This window comes from Streptomyces sp. NPDC001194 (genome assembly GCF_042896985.1).
GTDB lineage: Bacteria > Actinomycetota > Actinomycetes > Streptomycetales > Streptomycetaceae > Streptomyces.
In genome coordinates this window covers 273378-295755 of record NZ_JBIAXU010000001.1, presented here as the reverse complement: position 1 = coordinate 295755, position 22378 = coordinate 273378, and the positions used below count along the sequence as shown (strand labels likewise).

At 72.8% G+C, this 22378-nt stretch carries 25 protein-coding genes; 14 read left to right on the top strand and 11 right to left on the bottom strand.

Translation table 11 applies throughout. The features are described 5' to 3' along the window. Positions 1-9: 9 nt before the first annotated feature. Positions 10-870 carry a dihydropteroate synthase gene (folP, locus tag ACFY1T_RS01405; protein WP_390786497.1) on the bottom strand — a complete coding sequence of 287 codons (861 nt, stop codon included), beginning with the start codon at positions 868-870 and terminating at the stop codon, positions 10-12. Between the two features lie 82 nt (positions 871-952). On the opposite strand from folP, the gene ACFY1T_RS01400 reads away from it, so the two are divergent. Continuing rightward, a complete protein-coding gene (locus ACFY1T_RS01400) occupies positions 953-1312 on the top strand; it encodes a DivIVA domain-containing protein (RefSeq protein WP_390786937.1) in 360 nt (119 codons plus the stop codon). Continuing rightward, positions 1309-1884, top strand: coding sequence for a DNA-3-methyladenine glycosylase I (locus tag ACFY1T_RS01395; RefSeq protein WP_390786496.1), 576 nt, complete (start codon positions 1309-1311; stop codon positions 1882-1884). Before ACFY1T_RS01400 ends, ACFY1T_RS01395 begins: the two co-directional genes overlap by 4 nt. Before the next feature lie 39 nt (positions 1885-1923). On the opposite strand, the gene ACFY1T_RS01390 is transcribed toward ACFY1T_RS01395, so the two are convergent. After that, a complete protein-coding gene (locus ACFY1T_RS01390; RefSeq protein WP_390786495.1) occupies positions 1924-2727 on the bottom strand; it encodes an enoyl-CoA hydratase/isomerase family protein in 804 nt (267 codons plus the stop codon). A gap of 333 nt (positions 2728-3060) precedes the next feature. On the opposite strand from ACFY1T_RS01390, the gene ACFY1T_RS01385 reads away from it, so the two are divergent. Together ACFY1T_RS01385 and ACFY1T_RS01380 are read left to right on the top strand one after the other, a co-directional pair. Then, the gene (locus tag ACFY1T_RS01385; protein ID WP_003966491.1) at positions 3061-3228 is read left to right on the top strand and encodes a DUF3117 domain-containing protein; all 168 of its coding nucleotides are present in this window, start codon (positions 3061-3063) and stop codon (positions 3226-3228) included. A gap of 128 nt (positions 3229-3356) precedes the next feature. Continuing rightward, positions 3357-3974 carry a hypothetical protein gene (locus ACFY1T_RS01380; RefSeq protein ID WP_390786494.1) on the top strand — a complete coding sequence of 206 codons (618 nt, stop codon included), beginning with the start codon at positions 3357-3359 and terminating at the stop codon, positions 3972-3974. Positions 3975-4016: 42 nt separating this feature from the next. Here ACFY1T_RS01380 and ACFY1T_RS01375 read toward each other — a convergent pair whose 3' ends face one another. After that, positions 4017-4679 carry an O-methyltransferase gene (locus ACFY1T_RS01375; RefSeq protein ID WP_030153432.1) on the bottom strand — a complete coding sequence of 221 codons (663 nt, stop codon included), beginning with the start codon at positions 4677-4679 and terminating at the stop codon, positions 4017-4019. A 216-nt stretch (positions 4680-4895) separates the two neighbouring features. Here ACFY1T_RS01375 and sigE point away from each other — a divergent pair, with 216 nt between their 5' ends. The 5 genes from sigE (at position 4896) to ACFY1T_RS01350 (ending at position 9241) form a co-directional block, all read left to right on the top strand. Beyond that, positions 4896-5675, top strand: a complete 780-nt coding sequence (gene sigE, locus ACFY1T_RS01370) for an RNA polymerase sigma factor SigE (protein WP_078621824.1) — start codon at positions 4896-4898, stop codon at positions 5673-5675. Continuing rightward, positions 5672-6292: a zf-HC2 domain-containing protein gene (locus ACFY1T_RS01365; protein ID WP_390786493.1), complete on the top strand. Its 621-nt coding sequence runs from the start codon at positions 5672-5674 to the stop codon at positions 6290-6292. The genes sigE and ACFY1T_RS01365 overlap by 4 nt, the downstream gene beginning before the upstream one ends. Before the next feature lie 130 nt (positions 6293-6422). Then, positions 6423-7778 carry a S1C family serine protease gene (locus ACFY1T_RS01360; protein WP_390786492.1) on the top strand — a complete coding sequence of 452 codons (1356 nt, stop codon included), beginning with the start codon at positions 6423-6425 and terminating at the stop codon, positions 7776-7778. 106 nt (positions 7779-7884) lie between these two features. Continuing rightward, complete coding sequence (locus tag ACFY1T_RS01355; protein WP_390786491.1) at positions 7885-8322, top strand: sec-independent translocase; 438 nt, start codon at positions 7885-7887, stop codon at positions 8320-8322. Between the two features lie 151 nt (positions 8323-8473). Next, positions 8474-9241 (top strand): hypothetical protein, encoded by a 768-nt coding sequence (locus tag ACFY1T_RS01350; RefSeq protein ID WP_030868325.1) that lies wholly within the window; start codon positions 8474-8476, stop codon positions 9239-9241. Positions 9242-9296: 55 nt separating this feature from the next. On the opposite strand, the gene ACFY1T_RS01345 is transcribed toward ACFY1T_RS01350, so the two are convergent. The 3 genes from ACFY1T_RS01345 to ACFY1T_RS01335 all read right to left on the bottom strand — a co-directional run bounded on the left by ACFY1T_RS01345 (position 9297) and on the right by ACFY1T_RS01335 (position 12457). Beyond that, the gene (locus ACFY1T_RS01345; RefSeq protein ID WP_383340283.1) at positions 9297-10412 is read right to left on the bottom strand and encodes an Mrp/NBP35 family ATP-binding protein; all 1116 of its coding nucleotides are present in this window, start codon (positions 10410-10412) and stop codon (positions 9297-9299) included. Between the two features lie 88 nt (positions 10413-10500). Next, on the bottom strand, positions 10501-11052 hold the full coding sequence (locus ACFY1T_RS01340; RefSeq protein ID WP_030868320.1) for a DUF1003 domain-containing protein: 552 nt from the start codon (positions 11050-11052) through the stop codon (positions 10501-10503). A gap of 133 nt (positions 11053-11185) precedes the next feature. Further along, entirely contained in the window at positions 11186-12457 is a 1272-nt protein-coding gene (locus ACFY1T_RS01335; RefSeq protein ID WP_385476618.1) for a magnesium transporter MgtE N-terminal domain-containing protein, read from the bottom strand. A gap of 193 nt (positions 12458-12650) precedes the next feature. On the opposite strand from ACFY1T_RS01335, the gene ACFY1T_RS01330 reads away from it, so the two are divergent. Beyond that, positions 12651-13457 (top strand): hypothetical protein, encoded by an 807-nt coding sequence (locus ACFY1T_RS01330; protein WP_390786490.1) that lies wholly within the window; start codon positions 12651-12653, stop codon positions 13455-13457. Positions 13458-13525: 68 nt separating this feature from the next. Here ACFY1T_RS01330 and ACFY1T_RS01325 read toward each other — a convergent pair whose 3' ends face one another. Both ACFY1T_RS01325 and ACFY1T_RS01320 read right to left on the bottom strand, forming a co-directional pair. Continuing rightward, the gene (locus ACFY1T_RS01325; protein WP_390786489.1) at positions 13526-14038 is read right to left on the bottom strand and encodes a hypothetical protein; all 513 of its coding nucleotides are present in this window, start codon (positions 14036-14038) and stop codon (positions 13526-13528) included. Positions 14039-14070: 32 nt separating this feature from the next. Further along, positions 14071-15186, bottom strand: coding sequence for a magnesium and cobalt transport protein CorA (locus tag ACFY1T_RS01320; RefSeq protein ID WP_390786488.1), 1116 nt, complete (start codon positions 15184-15186; stop codon positions 14071-14073). 399 nt (positions 15187-15585) lie between these two features. Here ACFY1T_RS01320 and ACFY1T_RS01315 point away from each other — a divergent pair, with 399 nt between their 5' ends. The 4 genes from ACFY1T_RS01315 (at position 15586) to ACFY1T_RS01300 (ending at position 18955) form a co-directional block, all read left to right on the top strand. After that, positions 15586-16170 (top strand): suppressor of fused domain protein, encoded by a 585-nt coding sequence (locus tag ACFY1T_RS01315; RefSeq protein ID WP_030868303.1) that lies wholly within the window; start codon positions 15586-15588, stop codon positions 16168-16170. Between the two features lie 75 nt (positions 16171-16245). Continuing rightward, positions 16246-16887, top strand: a complete 642-nt coding sequence (locus ACFY1T_RS01310; RefSeq protein WP_390786487.1) for a DUF6758 family protein — start codon at positions 16246-16248, stop codon at positions 16885-16887. Positions 16888-17402: 515 nt separating this feature from the next. Further along, positions 17403-18269: a PHP domain-containing protein gene (locus ACFY1T_RS01305; RefSeq protein WP_390786486.1), complete on the top strand. Its 867-nt coding sequence runs from the start codon at positions 17403-17405 to the stop codon at positions 18267-18269. A gap of 80 nt (positions 18270-18349) precedes the next feature. Further along, positions 18350-18955 (top strand): MarC family protein, encoded by a 606-nt coding sequence (locus ACFY1T_RS01300; protein ID WP_030868293.1) that lies wholly within the window; start codon positions 18350-18352, stop codon positions 18953-18955. A gap of 82 nt (positions 18956-19037) precedes the next feature. Here the strand turns inward: ACFY1T_RS01300 and ACFY1T_RS01295 are convergent, their stop codons facing one another. The 3 genes from ACFY1T_RS01295 to ACFY1T_RS01285 all read right to left on the bottom strand — a co-directional run bounded on the left by ACFY1T_RS01295 (position 19038) and on the right by ACFY1T_RS01285 (position 22373). Further along, entirely contained in the window at positions 19038-19190 is a 153-nt protein-coding gene (locus ACFY1T_RS01295; protein WP_166663124.1) for a hypothetical protein, read from the bottom strand. 96 nt (positions 19191-19286) lie between these two features. Next, positions 19287-20144: an alpha/beta fold hydrolase gene (locus tag ACFY1T_RS01290; protein WP_390786485.1), complete on the bottom strand. Its 858-nt coding sequence runs from the start codon at positions 20142-20144 to the stop codon at positions 19287-19289. Positions 20145-20285: 141 nt separating this feature from the next. After that, positions 20286-22373 carry a DEAD/DEAH box helicase gene (locus ACFY1T_RS01285; RefSeq protein ID WP_390786484.1) on the bottom strand — a complete coding sequence of 696 codons (2088 nt, stop codon included), beginning with the start codon at positions 22371-22373 and terminating at the stop codon, positions 20286-20288. Positions 22374-22378: the final 5 nt, after the last annotated feature.

The window sequence follows — 22378 nt, the reverse complement described above, 5'->3', positions numbered from 1 at the left end:
CCGCCGCCGTCAGGCGAGCCCCCGGCGGGCCACCGCCGGGGGCCGGTGGCCCTGGATCGTGCGGACCATGTCCAGGATCTGCTTCGTCTCCGCGACCTCGTGGACCCGGTAGACCTGGGCGCCGAGCCAGGCCGAGACGGCCGTCGTGGCCAGGGTGCCCAGCAGGCGCTCCTTGACGGGCTTGTCCAGGGTCTCGCCGACGAAGTCCTTGTTCGACAGCGAGACCAGCACCGGCCAGCCGGTGTCCGTCATCTCGCCCAGCCGGCGCGTGGCCTCCAGCGAGTGGCGGGTGTTCTTCCCGAAGTCGTGGCCCGGGTCGATCATGATCGCGTCCCGGCGGACGCCGAGTGCGGCGGCGCGTTCGGCCAGCCCCACCGTGACCCGCAGGATGTCCTCCATCACGTCCTCGTACGCGATCCGGTGCGGCCGGGTACGCGGCTCGACCCCGCCCGCATGGGTGCAGACCAGGCCGACGCCGTGCCGGGCCGCGACCTCGGCCAGCTTCGGGTCCACCCCGCCCCAGGCGTCGTTCAGCACGTCCGCCCCGGCTTCGCAGACGGCCTCGCCGACCTCGTGCCGCCAGGTGTCGACGCTGATCACCACGTCCGGGTGGCGGCGCCGCACCTCGGCCACGAAGCCGACCGTGCGGCGGGCCTCCTCGGCCGCGTCCACGTGCTCGCCCGGGCCCGCCTTGACCCCGCCGATGTCGATGATCGCGGCGCCCTCGGCGACCGCCTGCTCGACCCGGTCCAGCGCGGGCTCGTCGCGGAACGTCGCGCCCTGGTCGTAGAAGGAGTCCGGAGTCCGGTTCACGATGGCCATGATCACCGGCTCGTGGGTGTCGAACTCGCGCCTGCCCAGTCGCAGCATCCCGTTCTTTCCTCCTCCGGCGGCCCTCGCGCCTCGTTGCGACCTTAACCTGGTGCCCGGTGGCCCGATGTCTCTCAGGGAGTTGCTCGTGTTCTGGTTCTTGCTGATCGCGCTGGTCGTGGTCGTCGCGGCGGTCACCCTGGCCGTGGTGGGCGGTGGTTCCGAGGCCGTGCTGCCGGAGGCGGAGCCGGACCAGGTGGCCGACGGGCTGCCGGAGAGCCGCCCGGTCGTGCGGGCCGACATCGACGCCCTGCGCCTGCCCGTCGCACCGCGCGGGTACCGGATGGCCGAGGTGGACGACGTACTGGAGCGGCTCGCGGCGGAGCTCGCCGAGCGGGACGCGCGGATCGCGGAGCTGACGGCCGCTGCCGTGCAGGGCCGCGCGCAGGCGGCGCCGGCCGCCGTCGACCTGCACAAGGACACCCCGGAGGAGGGCCGGTGACGGCGGTCGCGGGTCCGGACGGCGGGCTGCGCTGCCCCTGGGCGCTGGCCACCGAGGACTACATCGCGTACCACGACACGGAGTGGGGCCGCGCGGTGCACGGGGACGACGCCCTGTACGAGCGGCTGTGCCTGGAGGCGTTCCAGTCGGGGCTGTCCTGGCTGACGATCCTGCGCCGGCGGGAGGGTTTCCGTACGGCCTTCTCGGGGTTCGTGATCGCCGAGGTCGCGGAATTCGGGCCGGCCGACGCGGAGCGGCTGCTCGCCGACGAGGGCATCATCCGCAACCGGGCCAAGATCGACGCCACGCTCGCCAACGCGAAGGTCCTGGCGCAGTGGGAGCCGGGTGAACTGGACGCGCTGATCTGGTCGCACGCGCCCGAGCCGGGCCGCCCGGCACCGGCGACGATCTCCGAGGTGCCGGCGGTGACGCCCGAGTCCACGGCCCTGTCCAAGGCGCTGAAGAAGGCCGGGATCCGATTCGTCGGGCCCACCACCGCCTATGCGCTGATGCAGGCCTGCGGGCTGGTCAACGACCACCTGGCCGCCTGCGCCGCCCGCGAACCCGCCTGAGGTGGGGGAGGGCGGGGCGCGGGCGGCCGGGCGGCGGACTCAGCGGCCCAGGTACTTCGGCGGCTGCTTCGCGAGGAAGGCCTGGACGGCGATCGAGTGGTCCTCGGAGGCACCCGCGCGGGCCTGGAGGGTCTCCTCGTGGTCCAGCGCCTCGGACAGCGAGCGCGAGGCCCCGTGGGCCAGGGACTCCTTCAGGGCCGCGTAGGCCACCGTCGGGCCGGCCGCCAGGGTGCGGGCCACCGCCTCGGCCTCCGCGTGCAGGGAGTCCGAGGGGACCAGGCGGTTCACGATGCCGAGCTCGTACGCCTCCTGCGCCTTCACCGAGCGCGGGAAGAGCAGCAGGTCGCTGGCGCGGGAGGCGCCGATCAGGCGGGGCAGGGTCCAGGAGACGCCCGAGTCGGCGGTCAGCGCCACCCCCGCGAAGGAGGTGTTGAAGGAGGCCGTGTCGGCGACGACCCGGAAGTCCGCCGCCAGCGCGAAGCCGAAGCCCGCCCCGGCCGCCACGCCGTTGACGCCCGCCACCACCGGCTTGGGCATCTCGGTCAGGGCGCGCACGATCGGGTTGTAGTGCTCCGCGACCGTGTTCATCGTCAGGGAGGAGCCGGTCTCGCGGTCCGCCGCCAGGTTCCCGATGTGCTCCTTGAGGTCCTGGCCGACGCAGAACGCCCGGTCGCCGGCCGCCGTCAGCAGCACCGCGCGGACGGCCGGATCGGCGGCCGCCGCCTGGACCGCGTCGCGCAGCGCGACCTTGGCCTCGGTGTTCATCGCGTTCATGGCGTCGGGACGGTTGATCGTGATCTTCGCGAGTCCGTCGGTCACTTCGTAGAGCACGCTGTCGGCCATGGCAGGGGGTCCCCCTTCGTCGCGGGCTTGGCTACCGGCCGGTACCGGCCGGTGCAAGGGCCAGCATGGCGGACCGGACCGCTCCGGGGCATGTGATGTGCGTCAAAGAAAGACGAGGGCGGACCCCGGGTGCGACGGCGAAGTATCGCAGGCACGTCCCCGAAATGAGTGGTTTTGGTCGAGCGCGTTGCGCAAGCGTTCCCTGCCGATGTTGGTCATCGGGTCCTGACATGCGGGATAATGGCCAAGAAGCAATGTGTTCGATGCCGGGTTCCAGGCGCCTGAATGGGGCCGTCGGCTGACGATGAGCTGGTTTCAGGAAGGGGAACGAGCATGGCGGCCATGAAGCCGCGGACGGGCGACGGCCCGCTCGAGGTCACCAAGGAGGGGCGGGGCATCGTCATGCGCGTACCGCTCGAGGGCGGCGGTCGGCTCGTCGTCGAGCTGACTCCGGACGAGGCGGACGCCCTGGGTGACGCCCTGAAGAAGGTCGTCGGCTAACCCGTCGGCAGCAACGCAGTACCCGTATTCTCTGCGCCGCCCCGGCCGCTTCCCGCGGCCGGGGCGGCGTTGCGTCATGTCGGGGGAGCCCGTCCCCGACCGGTCCCCAGCGCCTCGCGGAGCCAGCCGTGCCCTTCTCCCCGCCCGCGCCGCCGGCCTTCGCCGACTGCACCCCCCGCCAGAAGGCCGCCCGCCTCGTCTCCGACGGACTGGCGCCGGCGAACATGGTCGTCGCCCTGCTGCTGCTCGTCGGATGGCACGCCGGTACGTCGTGGACCGGTCTCGGCTGGGGCCTCTTCGCCGCCCTCTTCTGCGGCGCGGGCCCGATCGCGATCATCGCCCTCGGCGTCCGGCGCGGGGCGCTGACCGACCAGCACGTCCGCGTGCGCAGGCAGCGGATCGTCCCGATGGCCCTGAGCCTGGTCTGCGTGGTCACCGGGGTCATCCTGCTGCGCGTCCTCGGCGCCCCGGGCGAGGTGTTCGCGCTCGTCGTCGCGATGCTCGTGGGCCTGGCGTCGGCCCTGCTCGTGACGGTCGGCTGGCAGATATCGATCCACATGTCGGTGGCCGGCGGCACCGTGATGATCCTGCTGCTCGTCTTCGGACCGCCCGTGCTCCCGGCGGTCCTGATCGCCGCCGCGGTCGCCTGGTCCCGGCTGGTGCTGCGGGCGCACACCCCGGCGCAGCTCCTCGCCGGGACGGCGCTGGGCGGTACGTCCGCCCTCACCTTCCTGCTGCTGGGCTGAGCCCGGGCCCCCGCGCCGGATCCCGCCGGGGCGTACGTGCGGTCAGCGCCGGACCGCGCACAGCAGGCCGTCGCCCACCGGGAGCAGGGCGGCCTCCAGCGCCGGGCTCTCGCGGACGCTGCGCAGCAGCTCCCGTACGCGCAGCACCTCGGTCTGCTGGGCCGCCCCGTCGACGGTGCGGCCGTCCGAGAAGACCCCCTCGAAGCAGACCAGGCCGCCGGGGCGCAGCAGGCGCAACGATTCGGCGAGGTAGTCGAGGGACTCGGAGGGGTCCCCGTCGCAGAAGACGAGGTCGTACCCGCCGTCGGCGAGCCGGGGGAGCACGTCGAGTGCGCGGCCGGGGATGAACCGGGCGCGGTTGCCCGCGAAGCCGGCGGCGCGGAAGGCCTGGCGGGCGAAGGCCTGCCGGTCGGCCTCGGGGTCGACGGTGGTCAGCACCCCGTCGGGGCGCATGCCGTGGAGGAGGTGGATGCCGGAGACGCCGGTGCCGGTGCCGATCTCGGCCACCGCCTTGGCGTCCGCGGTGGCGGCGAGCAGGCGCAGCGCGGCCCCGGTGCCCGGGGAGACGGAGCGAAGGCCCGCTTCCCTGGCCCGGTCGCGGGCCCACCGCAGAGCGTCGTCCTCGGCGACAAACGCGTCGGCGAACGCCCAGCTCGTCTGCCGGTTGCCGGTAATGACCCTCTCCTGTCCCCATAGTTGGCGCAACGGTGACTGTATCCGTTGACGTCGGGAACCCGCAGATGGGACCGGGCGTTGGAGAAAACAGCGGCGGACTGAACCAGCGAGGCGAAAAGGGGCGTATGGGCGGGCTGCGGCCGGGATAGATGGGGTGGCAGCGGGCAGATCGACGGCCCCGCCGGCCTCAGGCACGTGCAAAGTTACTGCAAAAACGCTTATCCGGAGCTGACGGGAGGGGTGGCTATGGTAGGGACTCCACTGGACACCACCAGAGCCGATAGGGGAGGTGCGGCTGCGCCTGTGGATCGTGGAGGCGTATTCAGACGCCTCTTCTGGTCGGCGGGTGAGCCGAAATCCGTGACCGACATTGCTGACCGCTTCCACACCGCTGCCACCGCAACCACCGCGACCTTTGCCGCCGATGCGGGCACCCAGGCGTGGACCCCTCCTTCATGGGAGGAGATCGTCAGCACGCACAGTGCGCGGGTCTACCGCCTCGCCTACCGTCTGACGGGCAACCAGCACGACGCCGAGGACCTGACGCAGGAGGTCTTCGTCCGGGTCTTCCGCTCGCTGTCCACGTACACGCCGGGGACGTTCGAGGGCTGGCTGCACCGGATCACCACCAACCTCTTCCTCGACATGGTCCGCCGCAAGCAGCGGATCCGCTTCGACGCGCTCGCCGACGACGCCGCCGAGCGGCTGCCGAGCCGCGAGCCGTCCCCGCAGCAGGTCCTGCACGACACCCACTTCGACGCGGACGTGCAGCAGGCGCTGGACACCCTCGCGCCCGAGTTCCGCGCCGCCGTGGTGCTGTGTGACATCGAGGGCCTTTCGTACGAGGAGATCGCCGCGACGCTGGGCGTGAAGCTCGGCACCGTGCGCAGCCGTATCCACCGCGGCCGCTCGCACCTGCGCAAGGCGCTCAAGCACCGGTCCCCCGAGGCCCGGGCCGAGCAGCGGGCGCTGGCGGGAGTGGCGGTGGGCGCACCGGGCGCCGGGGGAGAGGGCGGAACCGAGTGAGCGGAGTCAGTCCCTCTCCTGCCGAACAGCACCTGGGCGACCGGCTGGCCGCCCTGGTCGACGGGGAACTGAGCCATGACGCGCGCGAGCGGGTCCTGGCGCATCTGGCCACGTGCGCCAAGTGCAAGGCCGAGGCCGATGCGCAGCGCCGCCTCAAGAGCATGTTCGTCGAGAGCGCGCCGCCGCCGCTGTCCGCCGGGCTGCTGGCCCGGTTGCAGGGGCTGCCGGGCGGCGGTCCCGACGGTCCGTCCGGTCCGTCATCCCCGCTGGGTCCGCCCGGCGCGGATCTCTTCGGGTACGTGGCTCCGACCGCGCCGCAGCAGGGCTTCCCGATACACGAGGTGGGGCGGCCGCGCCGCCGCTTCGCGTTCGTGGCGGCCGGGGCGGTCTCGCTGGCCGCGATCGCGCTGGGCGGTTCGCTGCCGATGGACTCCCTGGACCCGACCGTACGGGGAGAGCCCCCGGCCTCCCGTCCGGGCCCGGCCGTGTCGGTGGCGGACGCGGTGGTCCGCGACCGCTCATCCGGCCCCGGCTTCGTGGCGGGCCCCAGACCCACGGCTCCCCTCCCCCCGGTGCATCCGTCGCTCTCTCCCCGCCCGGTCTCGCTGACCCGCTGAGGCCCGGGGCGACCGGGGGCGGGGCCCCCGGTCGCCGGAGGACCTGGTTGAATCGGCGGCAGATGCGCCGCCCGGCGGTGCCACAGGTACCCTCCCCCCGGCTCGGCCGGGGGCCCCCAGGGGAGCGCGCATGGCCGACCAGCAGCAGTCCGACACGGCCCCGAAGTGGTGGAGCCGCCCCGCCGCCCCGCACGCGGCACCCGAGGCGGCTCCGGAGACGGGTTCCGGCCCGGCGGCCGGGTCCGTACCCGGGCCGGACGGCGATCCGGCGGCCGGGCACGCGCCGCAGACCCCCGAAGCCGCGCCGGCGCCGCGGTACGACCCCTGGGGTGAACGGCCGCTGCAGGTGGCCGACCAGGGCAAGACGGCCGGCGGCGGCCCCGTGGTACGGATGCGGCACGCCCTCGCACTGGGCCTCGGCATCGCCCTCCTCGCCGGTGGCATCGGCGGGTGGCTCGGCGTGCTCGCGGAGCGGCAGAGCAGCACGCGCCTCGAACTGCCCCAGGCCGCCGTCGAGAACAAGGGCCGCGCCCCCGAGAGCGTCGCCGGGATCGCCGCCACCGCGCTGCCCGGAGTCGTCACCCTCCACGTACGCGGCAGCACCGGCAGCGGCACCGGCACCGGGTTCGTCCTCGACGGGCAGGGCCACATCCTCACCAACAACCACGTCGTCTCCGACGCCAAGGACATAACGGTCACCTTCAGCACCGGCGAGAGCGTCACCGCCGCGCTGGTCGGCCGCGACAGCGGCTACGACCTGGCCGTGGTCAAGGTCGACGGCGTACGGGGCCTGCACCCGCTCTCCCTCGGGAACTCCGAGAACGTGAAGGTCGGCGACCCCGTCGTGGCCATCGGCGCGCCCTTCGACCTCTCCAACACCGTCACCGCCGGCATCATCAGCGCCACCGGACGCCCCATCACCGCGGGCGGGGACAAGGGCGACGGCAGCGACATCAGCTACGTCGACGCCCTCCAGACCGACGCCCCCATCAACCCCGGCAACTCCGGCGGCCCGCTCCTCGACGCCAAGGCCCGCGTGATCGGCATCAACAGCGCCATCAGGGGAGCCGACGCCGGCGGTGACGGCGACGAGCGTGCCAAGCAGAGCGGCAGCATCGGGCTCGGCTTCGCCATCCCGGTCAACCAGGGCAAGCGCGTCGCCGAGGAGCTGATCCGCACCGGCCGCGCCACCCACCCCGTCATCGGCGTCACCCTCGACATGGAGTACACGGGCGACGGGGCCCGCGTGGGCACCAAGGGCGAGGGCGGCAAGCCCGCCGTCACCCCCGACGGCCCCGGAGCCCGGGCCGGGATCAAGGGCGGCGACGTGATCACCAAGGTGGACGGCGTACGCGTGCACGGCGGCGACGAGCTGGTCATCAAGATCCGCGCCCACCGCCCCGGCGACCCGCTCACCCTGACCGTGCTGCGCGACGGCCGGGAGCGCACCCTGGAGCTGGTGCTGGGTTCGGCGAACGGATCATGACCGGATGGGGAATCCCGGGCTGATGCGGCACCGATGTATGGGCCCGCGGACAACGCCGGGTACCGTGTGTCGTGGCCCGAAGTGAAAAGAGCCGAGGAGCGGCAAGGTGTTCAACGACATAGGCGCACTCGAGCTGGTCACGATCGTGGTGCTCGCCATCCTCATCTTCGGCCCGGACAAGCTGCCCAAGGTGATCCAGGACGTCACCGGGGTCATCCGGAAGATCCGCGCGTTCTCCGACAGCGCGAAGCAGGACATCCGGTCCGAACTCGGACCCGAGTTCAAGGACTTCGAGTTCGAGGACCTGAACCCGAAGACGTTCCTGCGCAAGCAGCTGGGCGAGAACGAGGACCTGAAGGAGATCCGGAGCACCTTCGATCTCCGCAAGGAGCTGAACGACGTCACCGACGCCGTGAACGGCCGCGAGGCGGACGCCACACCGACCGCCTCCGCCGCGCCCGCCGCCACCGGCCCGGACCTGCTGAAGAAGCCCGCGGCCCCGGCCGCCGAGCAGCGCACCCCCTACGACGCCGACGCCACCTGAGACACCCCCTCGTTCGAGCCTTCCCGGGCGATTCGGGGTCCTGTGGCTATCCTCCATGAGTCCGGACCCAGGACGCCCCAGGGTGGGGGTCCCCCCGACGACACGTGGGGGAGGGCGCGTTCCGGACCCCACGGAACGAGAGGCCGCATCGATGGAGACGACGAGCAGTAGCCGGGTAGGGGTGCAGCCCGCCGAGGCGCCCGCTCCCGCTGCCGCACCGGGTGCGCCGGCCGCGCAGCCGCAGCCCGCGCCGGCCGAGACCGCCGCCGCACCCCCGCAGCAGGCTCCCGCGCAGCCCGAGGAGGCTGCCGCGCCCGTCCCTGCGGCCCGCCGGACGGCGCAGGGGTACCTGCGGGCCGACTTCCCCTGGTACGGGCTGGACGGGGCCTTCACCGGCCCGCGCTGGCTCATGCAGGTGGGCACCGGGGCCGACGGCACCGTCGAGCACGGTTCCACCGGCCACGGCGACGAGCCGTCCGCGCGCGGGGAGCTCGCCACCGGCGAGAAGGAGCGCTTCGCGGTGGTCGTCACCGTCGCGAGCAACCCGCTGCGCCGCAGCAGCGACGGCACCGGCGTCCTGGAGGCCACCTCGGTCTCCTCGGCGGCCTGGCTGGCCGGCTCGGGTCTGCTGGCCTACAGCTGGCCGGGGCAGATGGACCACACCCTGCGCGACGACTGGCTCGACCAGCAGACCGAGGCGGCGTGGGAGCTCGCCGACGACCTCGCGGGGCCGGACTGGTCGACGCTGTCGCTCCCGGTCGACGGGGAGCCGACGACGTTCCACTACCGCGAGTCGGAGTTCGGCTGGGTCCTGGCCGGTTCGACGCCCGGCGGGGTCCACGTGGGCGCGTACGGCCGGGGGATGAGCGCGTACGGGCTCGGCTTCTCGGTGATCGCGGATCTCGCCGCGTACGAGTAACCCGGGTACGGGAAAGGGCACCGCCGGCCGGCGGTGCCCTCCTCGTTCAGGACGCTCAGAACTTGTTGCGCGGGGTGATGCCCAGCGACATGCCGGCCAGGCCGCGGGAGCGGCCGCCGAGCTTGCCCGCGATGGAGCGCAGCGCCGCGCCGGCCGGGGAGTCCGGGTCCGACAGGACGACCGGCTTGCCCTCGTCGCCGCCCTCGCGCAGCCGTACGTCGATCGGGATCGAGCCGAGCACCGGCACCGTCGCGCCGACCGTCTTCGTCAGGCCGTCGGCGACCTTCTGGCCACCGCCCGAGCCGAACACGTCGACCATCTCGTCGCAGTGCGGGCACGGCAGCCCGGACATGTTCTCGACGACGCCGACGATCTTCTGGTGCGTCTGCACCGCGATCGAGCCGGCCCGCTCCGCGACCTCGGCCGCGGCCTGCTGAGGCGTGGTCACGACCAGGATCTCCGCGTTCGGCACCAGCTGGGCCACCGAGATCGCGATGTCGCCCGTACCCGGCGGCAGGTCCAGCAGGAGCACGTCCAGGTCGCCCCAGAACACGTCCGCCAGGAACTGCTGCAGCGCGCGGTGGAGCATCGGGCCGCGCCACACCACCGGCGCGTTGCCGGGGGTGAACATGCCGATGGAGATGACCTTCACGCCGTTGGCCGAGGGCGGCATGATCATGTTCTCGACCTGGGTCGGGCGGCCCTCGACGCCCAGCATGCGCGGCACGCTGTGGCCGTAGATGTCCGCGTCGACGACGCCGACCTTCAGGCCGTCCGCGGCCATCGCCGCGGCCAGGTTCACCGTCACCGAGGACTTGCCGACGCCGCCCTTGCCGGACGCCACCGCGTAGACGCGGGTCAGCGAGCCCGGCTTGGCGAACGGGACCTCGCGCTCGGCGGTGCCGCCGCGCAGCGTGGCCGCCAGGTCCTTGCGCTGCTCGTCGCTCATCACGTCCAGCGTGACCGCGACCGAGGTCACGCCCGCGACCCGCTCGACGGCCTCGGTGACGTTCTTGGTGATCGTCTCGCGCATGGGGCAGCCCGACACCGTCAGGTAGACCGTGACCGCGACCTCGCCGCCGTCGCCGATCTCCACCGATTTGACCATGCCGAGTTCGGTGATCGGCCGGTGGATCTCGGGGTCGTTCACCGTCGCCAGCGCGTCGAGGATCGCGTCCTGCTCGGGCACGGCGGCGGAGCTTGTGTCGGTAGCCATGTCCCCGATGGTACGGCTCGGTAGCCCGCCGCAGGAAAGGCCGCTAGCGGTCGCCTTCGTCACTCTCGAGCGGGAACAGCCGCCGCTCGTCCATCTCCTTGATCAGGTCCTGGAACTCCGACCGGATCCAGTCGCGGGTCGCGACCTCGCCCAGGCCCATCCGCAGCGCCGCGATCTCCCGGGTCAGGTACTCGGTGTCGGCGATGGAGCGCTCGTTCTGCTTGCGGTCCTGCTCCAGGTTGACCCGGTCGCGGTCGTCCTGGCGGTTCTGCGCGAGCAGGATCAGCGGGGCCGCGTACGAGGCCTGCAGCGACAGCATCAGCGTCAGGAAGATGAACGGGTACTCGTCGAAGCGCAGGTGCGTGGGCGCGAAGATGTTCCACAGCACCCAGACGATGATCACCAGCGTCATGTAGACGATGAACCGGCCCGTGCCGAGGAAGCGCGCCACCCGCTCCGACAGCCGCCCGAAGGCCTCCGGGTCGTAGACCGGAAGCACCCGCCGCCGGTCCGCCCGGGGCTGGTCCAGGCGCACCCGCGGCGAGCGGCTCAGCGCGGTCGACCCTGTCGAGGAAGCGGTCGCCTTGGACCGCAGTCGCTCGGCGGACTCTTCCTCCCGGCCCGTGAGCCCCTGCTCGCGCGCGTACTCCCGGGCGTGCTCGCGCGCCAGCTCGCGCCGTACGCGGATCTGCTCGCGGCGCCGTTCGCGCGACGGCTCGCCCTTGCGCTCACTGCCCACCGGAGACCTCCTCGGAGTGGAAGTCCGTCTCCCGCCAGTCGTCCGGCAGCAGGTGGTCCAGTACGTCGTCCACGGTCACCGCGCCCAGCAGCGAGCCGCTCTCGTCCACCACCGGCACCGCCACCATGTTGTACGCGGCGAGATGGGTCGTCACCTGGGGCAGCGAGGCGTCCGGACGCAGCGGCGGCAGGTCCGTGTCCACGATCGAGCTCACCAGGGTGAACGGGGGGTCCCGCAGCAGCCGCTGGAAGTGCACCGTGCCCAGGTACTTGCCCGTGGGCGTCTCGTCCGGCGGCCGGCACACGTACACCTGGGCGGCCAGCGCCGGCGACAGGTCCGCCTGCCGTACGCGGGCCAGCGCGTCGGCGACCGTCGCGTCGGGCCTGAGCACGATCGGCTCCGTCGTCATCAGACCGCCCGCGGTGTTCTCCTCGTACGACAGCAGCCGGCGCACGTCGGCCGCGTCGTCCGGCTGCATCAGCGTCAGCAGCCGCTCCTTGTCGTCCTCCGGGAGCTCCGAGAGCAGGTCGGCCGCGTCGTCCGGGTCCATCGCCTCCAGGACGTCGGCGGCGCGCTCCTCCTTCAGCTTGCCGAGGATCTCCACCTGCTCGTCCTCGGGCAGCTCCTCCATGACGTCCGCGAGCCGGTCGTCGTCGAGGGCGCTGGCCACCTCGGCGCGCCGCTTCGGGGTCAGGTGGTGCAGGACGTTCGCCACGTCGGCCGGGCGCATCTGCTCGAAGGTGGCCACCAGGTTCTCGGCGCCCTGGCCCTCCTCCTCCAGCGAGAAGCCGGTCACCGCCGACCACTCCACGGTCAGGGTCTCGCCGCGCCGGCGCAGCGCGCCGCTCTTGCCCTTGCGCACGAAGATCCGGTCGATCTCCCAGTCGCGGCGGGCCGGCAGCTGCTGGATGGCCACGTCGAGGACGGTGACCTCCTCGCCGGTGGCGCCCAGCGTCACCCGGCGGTCCAGCAGTTCACCGAGGACCAGGCGCTCGGTGGGCCGCTGCTCGAAGCGGCGCATGTTGACGACCCCGGTGGTGATGACCTGTCCGGACTCCACGCCCGTCACCCGGGTCATCGGGAGGAAGATCCTGCGCCGGCTGACCACCTCGACCACCAGGCCCAGCAGCCGCGGCGGACGCCCGCCGACGCGCAGCATCGCGACGAGGTCGCGGACGCGGCCGACCTGGTCGCCGTTGGGGTCGAAGACGGGCACACCCGACAGATGCGAGACGAAGATCCGCGGGGCGCCACCAGCCATGCGAGCGCCTCCTAGAGCGTCGGTCCTCAGTCCTGCCGCCCCTCAGGCTAGCCCGTGCCCCGCGAGACCGTCCTGGTGGGGCGGCCGCCCGTGGGTACGGGCGGACCACCCTCCCGGCGCGGAGGCTACGGGCGGGTACGCTGCCTGCTGCTCCACGACGTACGACGACACGCACGACGAGAGGTACCTGCCCGTGACCGCCCACCTCCCCGCCGTTCGGCTGCGCCGGGCGGCCTTCGCCGGTGTCCTGTTCGCGGGCCTGGCCGTCGCCGGCACGGGCTGCGGCGCGGACCCGGACGAGGGCACCAACGGGGTCGGCAAGCTCTCCGCCGACCAGATCGAGGACAAGGCGAAGGCGGCCGCCGGCGCCGCCGACTCGGTCCACCTGTCCGGCACGCTCGTCAGCGGCGGCAAGTCCTTCTCGATCGACATGCGGCTCAAGAAGGACGGCGGCTCCGGCGAGGTGAAGTCGCAGGAGGACACCTTCCAGGTGCTGCGGGTGGGGGAGCAGCTCTACCTCAAGGCGAGCGCGGCCTTCTGGGGCAAGTCCGATTCGGCCGGAAAGCTCGGCGACAAGTACGTGAAGGTGCCCGAGGGCGACCCCACCTACAAGCAGTTCCGCGGGTTCACCGACATGCACGTGCTGCTCGACGGGCTGCTGGGGCTCGACGGCAAGCTCGCCAAGGAAGCCGACTACACCAAGGTCGGGCAGACCCGCGCGGTCCAGGTCACGGCCGGCAAGGGCAAGGGCGGCAAGCTGTCGGTCTCCCTGGAGGGGACCCCGTACCCGCTGCGCCTGGAGCGGGCCGGCGGGGCCGGGCAGGTCCAGCTCGCGGAGTGGGGCAAGGCCTTCCCGCTGGAGGCGCCCGCGCAGGACCAGACCGTCGACTACGGCAGCCAGATGCCGACGACGAAGGAGACGAAGGAGTCGGGCGGGGGCTCCGGCCCGTCACCGAGCCCGGGCAAGGGCACCGGTCAGGGCTCGGACCCGACGAAGTAGGCGTACGAGCACCCGCGGGCGCGGGACCTTCCGGGCGGTGTCGCCGACGCACCGCCCTGGAGGGTGTCCTAGCGGGCCGCCTTCTTCCGCTTGAGCAGCAGCTTCGGCAGCCCGGCCGGGACGGGCCCGCGGGTGACCGCGGGCGAGCCCAGCGGGGTCGCGGCCAGGGAACCGGCGGGCAGCTCCGTGCTCGCCGCCACCGGCTCCAGCCGCAGCAGCCGGCACTCGCGCGCCCACCGCTCGGTCATCTGCTCCGAGTCGGGAGCGTTCAGCCGCTTCCCCTTCAGCTCGGCCACCGCCGCCCGCCACTGCTCGCTGCCGGGCGCCAGCTCCCGTACGGCCGCCGTCCAGGCGACCAGCCGGCCGCCCTTGTCCTTGCTGCGCACGGTCACCTCGGCGGTCCCGCCGTCCGCGAGCCCCGGGAACGGCTGCTCCCCGGGCCCGTCGCCCAGGACGTGGGCGGCGCCGTCGACCCAGGCGTGCCACAGGGCCCGGTCGGCCCCGGAGCCGCGGACCCAGATCAGGCCGGACTTCTTGGTGGCCTCCTCGACGAGGGCCAGGTCGAGCGCGCTGAGAGTCATGCGCAACAGAGTAGGGGGTGGGCGCCGCCCCTCTAGAGCCAGCCGTGGCGGCGCAGTGCGCGGTGGATCGTGAAGCAGGATCCGGCGATCGCGGCCATCACCATCGGGTAGCCGTAGCGCCAGTGGAGCTCGGGCATGTGCTCGAAGTTCATCCCGTAGACCCCGCAGATCATCGTCGGGACGGCGATGATCGCCGCCCACGAGGTGATCTTGCGCATGTCCTCGTTCTGGGCGACCGTCGCCTGCGCGAGGTTGGCCTGGAGGATCGAGTTCAGCAGCTCGTCGAAGCCGATGACCTGCTCGTGCACGCGTGCCAGGTGGTCGGCGACGTCGCGGAAGTACTTCTGGATGTCCGGGTCCACCAGCCGCATCGGACGCTCGCTCAGCAGCTCCATCGGCCGCAGCAGCGGGGAGACCGCCCGCTTGAACTCCAGCACCTCGCGCTTGAGCTGGTAGATGCGGCCCGCGTCGCCGCCGCGCGCGCTGCCCTTGGCGGGCGCGGCGAACACCGCGTTCTCCACCTCGTCGATGTCGTCCTGGACGGCCGCCGCGACCGCGATGTACCCGTCGACGACGTGGTCGGCGATGGAGTGCAGCACGGCCGAGGGGCCCTTGGCGAGCAGTTCGGGGTCGTCCTGGAGGCGGTGGCGCAGGGACCGCAGGGATCCCTGGCCGCCGTGCCGGACCGTGATGACGAAGTCGGGGCCGGTGAAGCACATCACCTCGCCGGTCTCCACCACCTCGCTGGTGGCGGTCAGTTCGGCGTGGTCCACGTAGTGGATCGTCTTGAAGACGGTGAAGAGCGTGTCGTCGTAGCGCTCCAGCTTCGGCCGCTGGTGCGCGTGGACCGCGTCCTCCACGGCGAGCGGGTGCAGGCCGAACGTGGCGGCGATCCCCGCGAACTCGGCCTCGGTCGGCTCGTGCAGGCCGATCCAGGCGAACCCGCCGCTCTCCCGGACCCGGGCCATCGCCTCACGGGGGGTCAGACAGGCCGATCCCAGCGCGCGTCGGCCGTCGCGGTACACGGCGCAGTCGACGACCGCGCTGCTCGCGGACGGGTCGCGGGTGGCGTCGTAGCCGGGCTGGGACGGGGTGGACCTGCGCAGGGCCGGACGTACGGCGGCACGCAGGTAGGGCAGCATCGACATGGCAGGCTCCTTCGCACGCACGGCTGCGGACCGTACGGGTGGGAGGTCCCTTCCTGATGGCAAGGCCGCGGCAGGCCGGCAGGCCCGGGGCGGAGGGAAGGAACAGGACGGGAGGACAGAGTTCCGCCGTCGCTCTTCTACTGATCAGATGATCAAACGGGCGGAAACGTGTCCGTGATGCCCGTACAGGGAGTGGAAGAGCGGTTGGTACTGCACGATCGACTTCGATCCATTGCAGCCCCACCTCCTCCGGCCGGTCCCCCGTGGAGGACGTCCTGTCGTCGGCTGCCCCGAAACAGCTCTTCAAGAGTGTGGCCCCGACCAGCGGTCAACATTATCAGCCGACGGATGGTCAAGACCCGCCCTTTACCCGCCTCATACGAGTTCTATGCTCGCGTCATGGCACAAATTCTGGCTCTCGTCGAAGCCCGGCTGCGCAGCGCGCTCGGCGAACCCGACGCCCGCGCCGCCGTCACCTTCCTCGGCACCGACCGCATCGAAGTGCTCCGCTTCGCCGAGGGGGACCTCGTGCGGTACGCGACCCTCGGCATGTCCGCCCAACCGATGACCGACCCGACCGCCGTGGTCGCCGACCCGCTGCGCGGACCGCGCGCCGAGCTCGTGCTGACCGTGCGGGCGGGACTCGCGCCCACCGACGAGCTGCTGCGGCCGCTCGCGGTGCTGGGCGCCGCGCCGCAGGTGGAGGGACTGGTCGTGGCCCCGGGCGCCTCGCTCGACGTGGGCGCGCCGCTGTGGGGCGGGGCGCCGTTCACCTCCGTGCTCGTCGCGGAGCCCGGCGGGCTGGTGGAGGACCTCGAACTCGACGAGCCCATGGACCCGGTGCACTTCCTCCCACTGCTGCCGATGACGGCGAACGAGGCGGCGTGGAAGCGGGTGCACGGCGCGGCGGCCCTCCAGGAACGCTGGCTGTCGCACGGCACGGATCTGCGGGATCCTCATCGCAGCGCAGTGCCGCTGGACTGAGACACGCGGACCGGGGCATCCGGACGGGTGATCGTGTCTTGACGGGGCGCCGGGCGGGGAGGAGCGTGGCTTCTTATGAGGGGCGAACCAACATGCCCGAAGTGCGGTGGCCGGGTCAGGGCGCCCGGGCTCTTCTCCGACTCGTGGCAGTGCGCGGTGCATGGCACGGTGCACCCCCTGCAGCCCGTCATCCCGCCGAGCGTCGAAGGCCTGGGCGTGGTGGTGAACCGGGCGAAGGTGCCGGTGTGGATGCCGTGGCCGCTGCCGGTGGGATGGCTGTTCACCGGGGTGGCGGCAGCCGGTGACGACCGCAGCGGGGGCCGGGCGACGGCGGTGGCCTGCTCGGGTCCCGGTCCGCTCGGCGGGATCGGCGAGCTGCTGCTGGTCGCGGAGGAGTTGGGCGTCGGCCTGGGCTCGCGGTACGCGGGGATCGACGGACCCGACCCCGGCCCGTACATCGACGTCTCGACGCCGCCGCACGCCAAGGTCGTCGCGGCGGGCCGCCCGACACCGCTGTGGCACGTGAAGGGAGCCCCGGACGACCGGGCCGTGTTCGCCGGCGAGGCGCGCGGGCTGTGGCTGTGGGCCGTCGTCTGGCCGGAGCAGTCGGGCCTGCTGATGTACGACGAACTGGTGCTGACGGACCTGCGGGACGCGGGCGCCGAGGTCGAACTGCTGCCGTGCGGTGCGCTGAGCCCGCGCGTCCTCGGTCCCTAGGTCGTGTCGTCAAAGTCCCGTCTGGCCGGCGGGGTCTGGCACGCACGCTCGCCGCGTTGTCGTCGGTCATCGACGCTCCGCGTCGATTCCCTCCTCCGCCTTGCGATCGCACGCACCAGACCCCGCCGGCCCCGCCCTTGCGGGCGGCCGACGCGACTTTGACGACACTCCCTAGGGGGCGTCTTCCCGATCACGCCGGGCTCGCGGCGGCGGGCACCGCGCCTCGCCGCGTTGTCCTCGCTCGCCGACGTCCCCCAGCTACCGCTGGGAGGTGCCCCCACCGCGTCGACTCCTCCCCCTGCCTTCGGCGGGGGGACCCCCACGTCCGCCTTGCGATCCACGGCGCCCACCACCGCTCCCTGACCCGGCCTGATCGACAAGACACCCCCTGGGAGCCGGTGCCGGGCCCGGGCGTGGGCCCGCGGGGCGGCCGCCGGCACCGTGGCGCCCGGACGGCGGGCGGGCGTTATCCTGGGGTGTCCCCCCGTACCCGCGAGACCCCTGGAGCACCGGCAGTGCGCATCGATCTGCACGCCCACTCCACGGCCTCCGACGGGACCGACACCCCCGCCGAGCTGGTCCGCAATGCGGCAGCCGCCGGGCTGGACGTGGTCGCGCTGACCGACCACGACACCGTCCGGGGATACGCCGAAGCCCTCGCCGCGCTGCCGCGGGGGCTCACCCTCGTCACCGGCATGGAGCTGTCCTGCCGGCTCGACGGCATCGGGATGCACATGCTCGCGTACCTCTTCGATCCCGAGGAGCCCGAGCTGGCCCGCGAGCGGGAGCTCGTCCGCGACGACCGCACCCCGCGCGCCCACGCCATGATCGGCAAGCTGCGGGAGCTCGGCGTCGACGTCACCTGGGAGCAGGTGTCCCGGATCGCCGGCAACGGCTCCGTCGGGCGGCCGCACATCGCCACCGCGCTCGTCGAGCTGGGCGTCGTCCCTACCGTGTCCGACGCGTTCACGCCGGACTGGATCGCCGACGGCGGCCGCGCGCACGCCGAGAAGCACGAGCTCGACCCCTTCGACGCCATCCGCCTGGTCAAGGCGGCCGGCGGGGTCACCGTCTTCGCCCACCCCGCCGCCGTCAAGCGCGGCCGGTGCGTCCCCGAGTCCGCGATAGCCGAGCTCGCCTCCGCGGGCCTGGACGGGATCGAGGTGGACCACATGGACCACGACGGCGAAACGCGCGGGCGGCTGCGCGCCCTGGCCGGCGAGCTCGGACTCCTCGTGACCGGGTCCAGCGATTACCACGGCAGCCGCAAGACCTGCCGCCTCGGGGAGTACACGACCGACCCCGAGATCTACGGCGAGATCACGCGCCGCGCGACGGGGGCCTTCCCCGTCCCCGGCGCCGGCGGAGCGACCGGCGCGTAACGCGCCGACCGGCGCGCACGCGCGCCGATGCGCCCCTTTTCCTTTCTTCGAAACACCCCTCTCTCCTGCAAGGCATCACTGTGTTTGACTTCGCCGTCTTCGGATCCCTATTTCTCACGCTTTTTGTGATTATGGACCCCCCGGGGATCACGCCGATCTTCCTCGCCCTGACCTCGGGCCGCCCCGCCAAGGTGCAGCGCCGCATGGCCTGGCAGGCCGTCTGCGTGGCCTTCGGCGTCATCGCCGTCTTCGGGATCTGCGGCCAGCAGATCCTGGACTACCTGCACGTCTCCGTCCCCGCGCTGATGATCGCGGGCGGTCTGCTGCTCCTGCTCATCGCGCTCGACCTGCTCACCGGCAAGAACGACGAGCCCAAGCAGACCAAGGACGTGAACGTCGCCCTCGTGCCGCTCGGCATGCCGCTGCTCGCCGGTCCCGGTGCGATCGTGTCCGTCATCCTGGCCGTGCAGAAGGCGGACGGGGCCGCCGCGCAGGTCTCGGTCTGGCTGGCGATCGTCGCCATGCACCTCGTGCTGTGGACCGCCATGCGCTACTCGCTGGTCATCATCCGGGTCATCAAGGACGGCGGCGTCGTCCTCGTGACGCGCCTCGCCGGCATGATGCTCTCCGCGATCGCCGTCCAGCAGATCATCAACGGCGTGCTCCAGGTCATCCACACTGCCTGAGCGCCGCCCGGCCCGTTCCCGCACACGCGAACGCCCCCGCACCGATCCGGTGCGGGGGCGTTCGACGTTGTTTCGCGGCGAGTCAGGAGGACGCACTCTCGGCCGGTCGGATCAGAATGCGCTGGCCTACGGCGGCCGCCTGCTGCACGATCCGGTTGACGGAGGCCGCGTCCACGACGGTGCTGTCCACGGCGGATCCGTCGACATCGTCCAGGCGCAGAATCTCGAAGCGCATGGTGCTTCTCCCTTCGTCAGTGTTCTCCTTGCACTGTTCCAACGAAGTGTAAGAGGCAAACATTCCCTACGCTAAGGAAATTTTTTCACTCGCTAACTAACCTCGCGGGTGGGCATCCCAGAACGAGGCCAGCGCACCGGCTGTGACCTGCGGATTCTCCGCATTGGGGGAGTGCTCGGCGCCCCCCACGACCACCCGGGCCGCACCCAGTCGCCGTGTCATCTCGTCCATCAGCGGAACCGGCCACGCGTAGTCGACCTCGCCGGACAGCACCAGCTTCGGCAGTTCCACGGCGCTGAGCCCGTCCACCCGGTCCGGCTCGGAGACCAGGATCCGGCCCGTGGCGATCAGCTGCTCCGGCACCGTGGCCAGCCACCGCTCGCGCAGGAAGTCCGCGAGCTCGGGGGAGTCGGGCACCGCGTCCTCGGGATCGAAGGACCGCATCGCCGTCCACACGCCCGGCATGTCCTCCCGCATCGCCTCCAACGCGGCGACCAGCAGCTTCGTACGCTCCTGCTGGTCCTCGGCGATCGCGGCCGGCCCGCTGCTCATCAGGGTCAGGGAGGCGAAGGGAGCCGCGTCGCGCAGCACGGCGGCCCGCGCGATCACCCCGCCCAGCGAGTGGCCGACCAGGTGGACGGGGCCCCCGTCCACGGCGGCGGCCTGGGCGAGCACGTCCTGTGCCAGCTCCTCCAGTGCGTACGCCGACTCCTCGCGCGGTCCGGGGCTCTCGTGCTGCCCGCGCCCGTCGACCGCGACCACCCGGTACCCGGCTGCGGCCAGGGGCTCCAGGAGGCCGATGAAGTCCTCCTTGCTGCCCGTGAACCCCGGGACCAGCAGGGCGGTGCCGCGGACCGGCTCGCCGGCCTCGTGCACGGCGAACTCTCCGCGGGCGGTGGACAGGAGGTGCGCGCGGGCACCGGACGGCAGCGTGAGGCGGGGCGGCTTGCTCATGGGCCAGAGGCTACCGGCCCGGGGTTACCGGCGCGTAGGGGCGGTGTACACGGCCCGGACGTGCGAGCGTCCCGGCCGTGAACGCGCCGGTGGCCCGGCCCCCTCGGAAGGGGACCGGGCCACCGGACGGTGCTGCGGGGATCAGGCTTCCGCGGTCTCCGCGACGGGAGCGGCGACCTTGCGGGTCCGCGTGCGCTTCGGCTTCGCGGGGGCCTCCTCGGCCACCGGCGCGGCCGGAGCCTCGACGACGGCAGCGGCGGTCTTGCGGGCCCGGGTGCGCTTCGGCTTGACCTCGGCCTCCTCGGCCACCGCGACGGTCTCGGCGACCGGAGCGGCCGCCGCGACCTTGCGGGTCCGGGTGGCGGGAGCGCTGCGACGGGCCTTCACCGGGGGCTCCACGGGCGGGGCCACCTGGAAGTCCGGCTCCGGGGCCGCGTCGACGACCTTGCGGGTACGGGTGGTCCGGCGGGCCTTGACCACCGTCTCCGCGGCCGGAGCCTCGGAGATCGGGGTCAGCTGGGCGAGGACCGGCTTCTGGGTCGGGACCCGGCGGGCGCGGACCGGCTCGGCCTTGACGGGCTCGGCCGCGACCGGCGCGGCCTGCGCGAACTCCGGCTCCGCGAAGACCGGGGCCTCCGCGACCTTGCGGGTGCGGGTCCGGCGGGCCTTGACCGGGGCCTCCTCGGCCGGAGCCTCGGCGACCGGAGCCTCGACGACCGGGGCGACGGCGACGGGGGCAGCCTCCACGACCGCGGCGACCGGGGCCGACTCGGCCACGGCGGCGGCAGCGGCGGCTGCCGTCGTCACCGAACGCGTCCGGCGGCGGCGCGGCTTGCGCGCCTCGTCGCCGGCCGGGGCCTCGGGAGCCTCGGCCACCGGCGTCACGGCGGCGCCCTCGGCGCCGAGCTCGCTGCCACCGCGCGTACGGCGGCGCTGACGCGGGGTGCGCGTACGGGCGGCACGCTCCTCGACGGGGGCGGCTGCGGCCGGACCGCGGTCACCGCGGTCACCGCGACCGCCACGGCCACCGCGGCCGCCGGTCTCGCCCAGGTCCTCGAGCTCCTCGGCCTTCAGGCCGGCCCGCACGCGCTCGGCGCGCGGCAGGATGCCCTTGGTGCCGGCCGGGATGTGCAGCTCCTCGAACAGGTGCGGAGACGTGGAGTACGTCTCGACCGGGTCGTGGAAGTCCAGCTCCAGCGCCTTGTTGATCAGCTGCCAGCGCGGGATGTCGTCCCAGTCGACCAGGGTGACGGCCGTGCCCTTGTTGCCCGCGCGGCCGGTGCGGCCCACGCGGTGCAGGAAGGTCTTCTCGTCTTCCGGCGTCTGGTAGTTGATGACGTGGGTGACGCCCTCGACGTCGATGCCGCGCGCGGCGACGTCGGTGCACACCAGCACGTCGACCTTGCCGTTGCGGAACGCGCGCAGGGCCTGCTCGCGCGCGCCCTGGCCCAGGTCGCCGTGGACGGCGCCGGAGGCGAAGCCGCGCTTCTCCAGCTGCTCGGCGATGTCGGCCGCCGTGCGCTTCGTACGGCAGAAGATCATGGCCAGCCCGCGGCCCTCGGCCTGCAGGATGCGGGAGACGAGCTCCGGCTTGTCCATGTTGTGCGCACGGAAGACGTGCTGCTTGATGTTGGCGACGGTGACGCCCTCGCCCTCGGGCGAGGTGGCGCGGATGTGCGTCGGCTGCGTCATGTACCGGCGGGCCAGGCCGATGACCGCGCCCGGCATGGTCGCCGAGAACAGCATCGTCTGACGCTTGGCCGGGAGGTAGTTGATGATCTTCTCGACGTCGGGCAGGAAGCCCAGGTCGAGCATCTCGTCGGCCTCGTCCAGGACGAGGGCCTTGACGTGCGACAGGTCGAGCTTGCGCTGGCCGGCCAGGTCGAGCAGGCGGCCCGGGGTGCCGACGATCACGTCGACGCCCTTCTTGAGCGCCTCGACCTGGGGCTCGTACGCGCGGCCGCCGTATATGGCGAGGACGCGGACGTTGCGGACCTTGCCCGCGGTCAGCAGGTCGTTGGTGACCTGGGTGCACAGCTCGCGCGTCGGGACGACGACGAGGGCCTGCGGGGCGTCGGTCAGCTGCTCGGGCGTCGCCCGGCCCGCCTCGACGTCCGCGGGGACGATGACCCGCTCCAGCAGCGGAAGGCCGAAACCGAGCGTCTTGCCGGTTCCGGTCTTGGCCTGGCCGATGACGTCCGTGCCGGAAAGGGCGACGGGGAGGGTCATCTCCT

Excerpts from the sequence above, each read along its gene's own strand:
- folP (WP_390786497.1), bottom strand. The coding sequence starts at position 870 with ATGCTGCGACTGGGCAGGCGCGAGTTCGACACCCACGAGCCGGTGATC.
- ACFY1T_RS01390 (WP_390786495.1), bottom strand. The coding sequence starts at position 2,727 with ATGGCCGACAGCGTGCTCTACGAAGTGACCGACGGACTCGCGAAGATC.
- ACFY1T_RS01385 (WP_003966491.1), top strand. The coding sequence starts at position 3,061 with ATGGCGGCCATGAAGCCGCGGACGGGCGACGGCCCGCTCGAGGTCACC.
- sigE (WP_078621824.1), top strand. The coding sequence starts at position 4,896 with ATGGTAGGGACTCCACTGGACACCACCAGAGCCGATAGGGGAGGTGCG.
- ACFY1T_RS01360 (WP_390786492.1), top strand. The coding sequence starts at position 6,423 with ATGGCCGACCAGCAGCAGTCCGACACGGCCCCGAAGTGGTGGAGCCGC.
- ACFY1T_RS01350 (WP_030868325.1), top strand. The coding sequence starts at position 8,474 with ATGGAGACGACGAGCAGTAGCCGGGTAGGGGTGCAGCCCGCCGAGGCG.
- ACFY1T_RS01335 (WP_385476618.1), bottom strand. The coding sequence starts at position 12,457 with ATGGCTGGTGGCGCCCCGCGGATCTTCGTCTCGCATCTGTCGGGTGTG.
- ACFY1T_RS01325 (WP_390786489.1), bottom strand. The coding sequence starts at position 14,038 with ATGACTCTCAGCGCGCTCGACCTGGCCCTCGTCGAGGAGGCCACCAAG.
- ACFY1T_RS01320 (WP_390786488.1), bottom strand. The coding sequence starts at position 15,186 with ATGTCGATGCTGCCCTACCTGCGTGCCGCCGTACGTCCGGCCCTGCGC.
- ACFY1T_RS01315 (WP_030868303.1), top strand. The coding sequence starts at position 15,586 with ATGGCACAAATTCTGGCTCTCGTCGAAGCCCGGCTGCGCAGCGCGCTC.
- ACFY1T_RS01310 (WP_390786487.1), top strand. The coding sequence starts at position 16,246 with ATGAGGGGCGAACCAACATGCCCGAAGTGCGGTGGCCGGGTCAGGGCG.
- ACFY1T_RS01295 (WP_166663124.1), bottom strand. The coding sequence starts at position 19,190 with ATGCGCTTCGAGATTCTGCGCCTGGACGATGTCGACGGATCCGCCGTG.
- ACFY1T_RS01290 (WP_390786485.1), bottom strand. The coding sequence starts at position 20,144 with ATGAGCAAGCCGCCCCGCCTCACGCTGCCGTCCGGTGCCCGCGCGCAC.
- ACFY1T_RS01285 (WP_390786484.1), bottom strand. The coding sequence starts at position 22,373 with ATGACCCTCCCCGTCGCCCTTTCCGGCACGGACGTCATCGGCCAGGCC.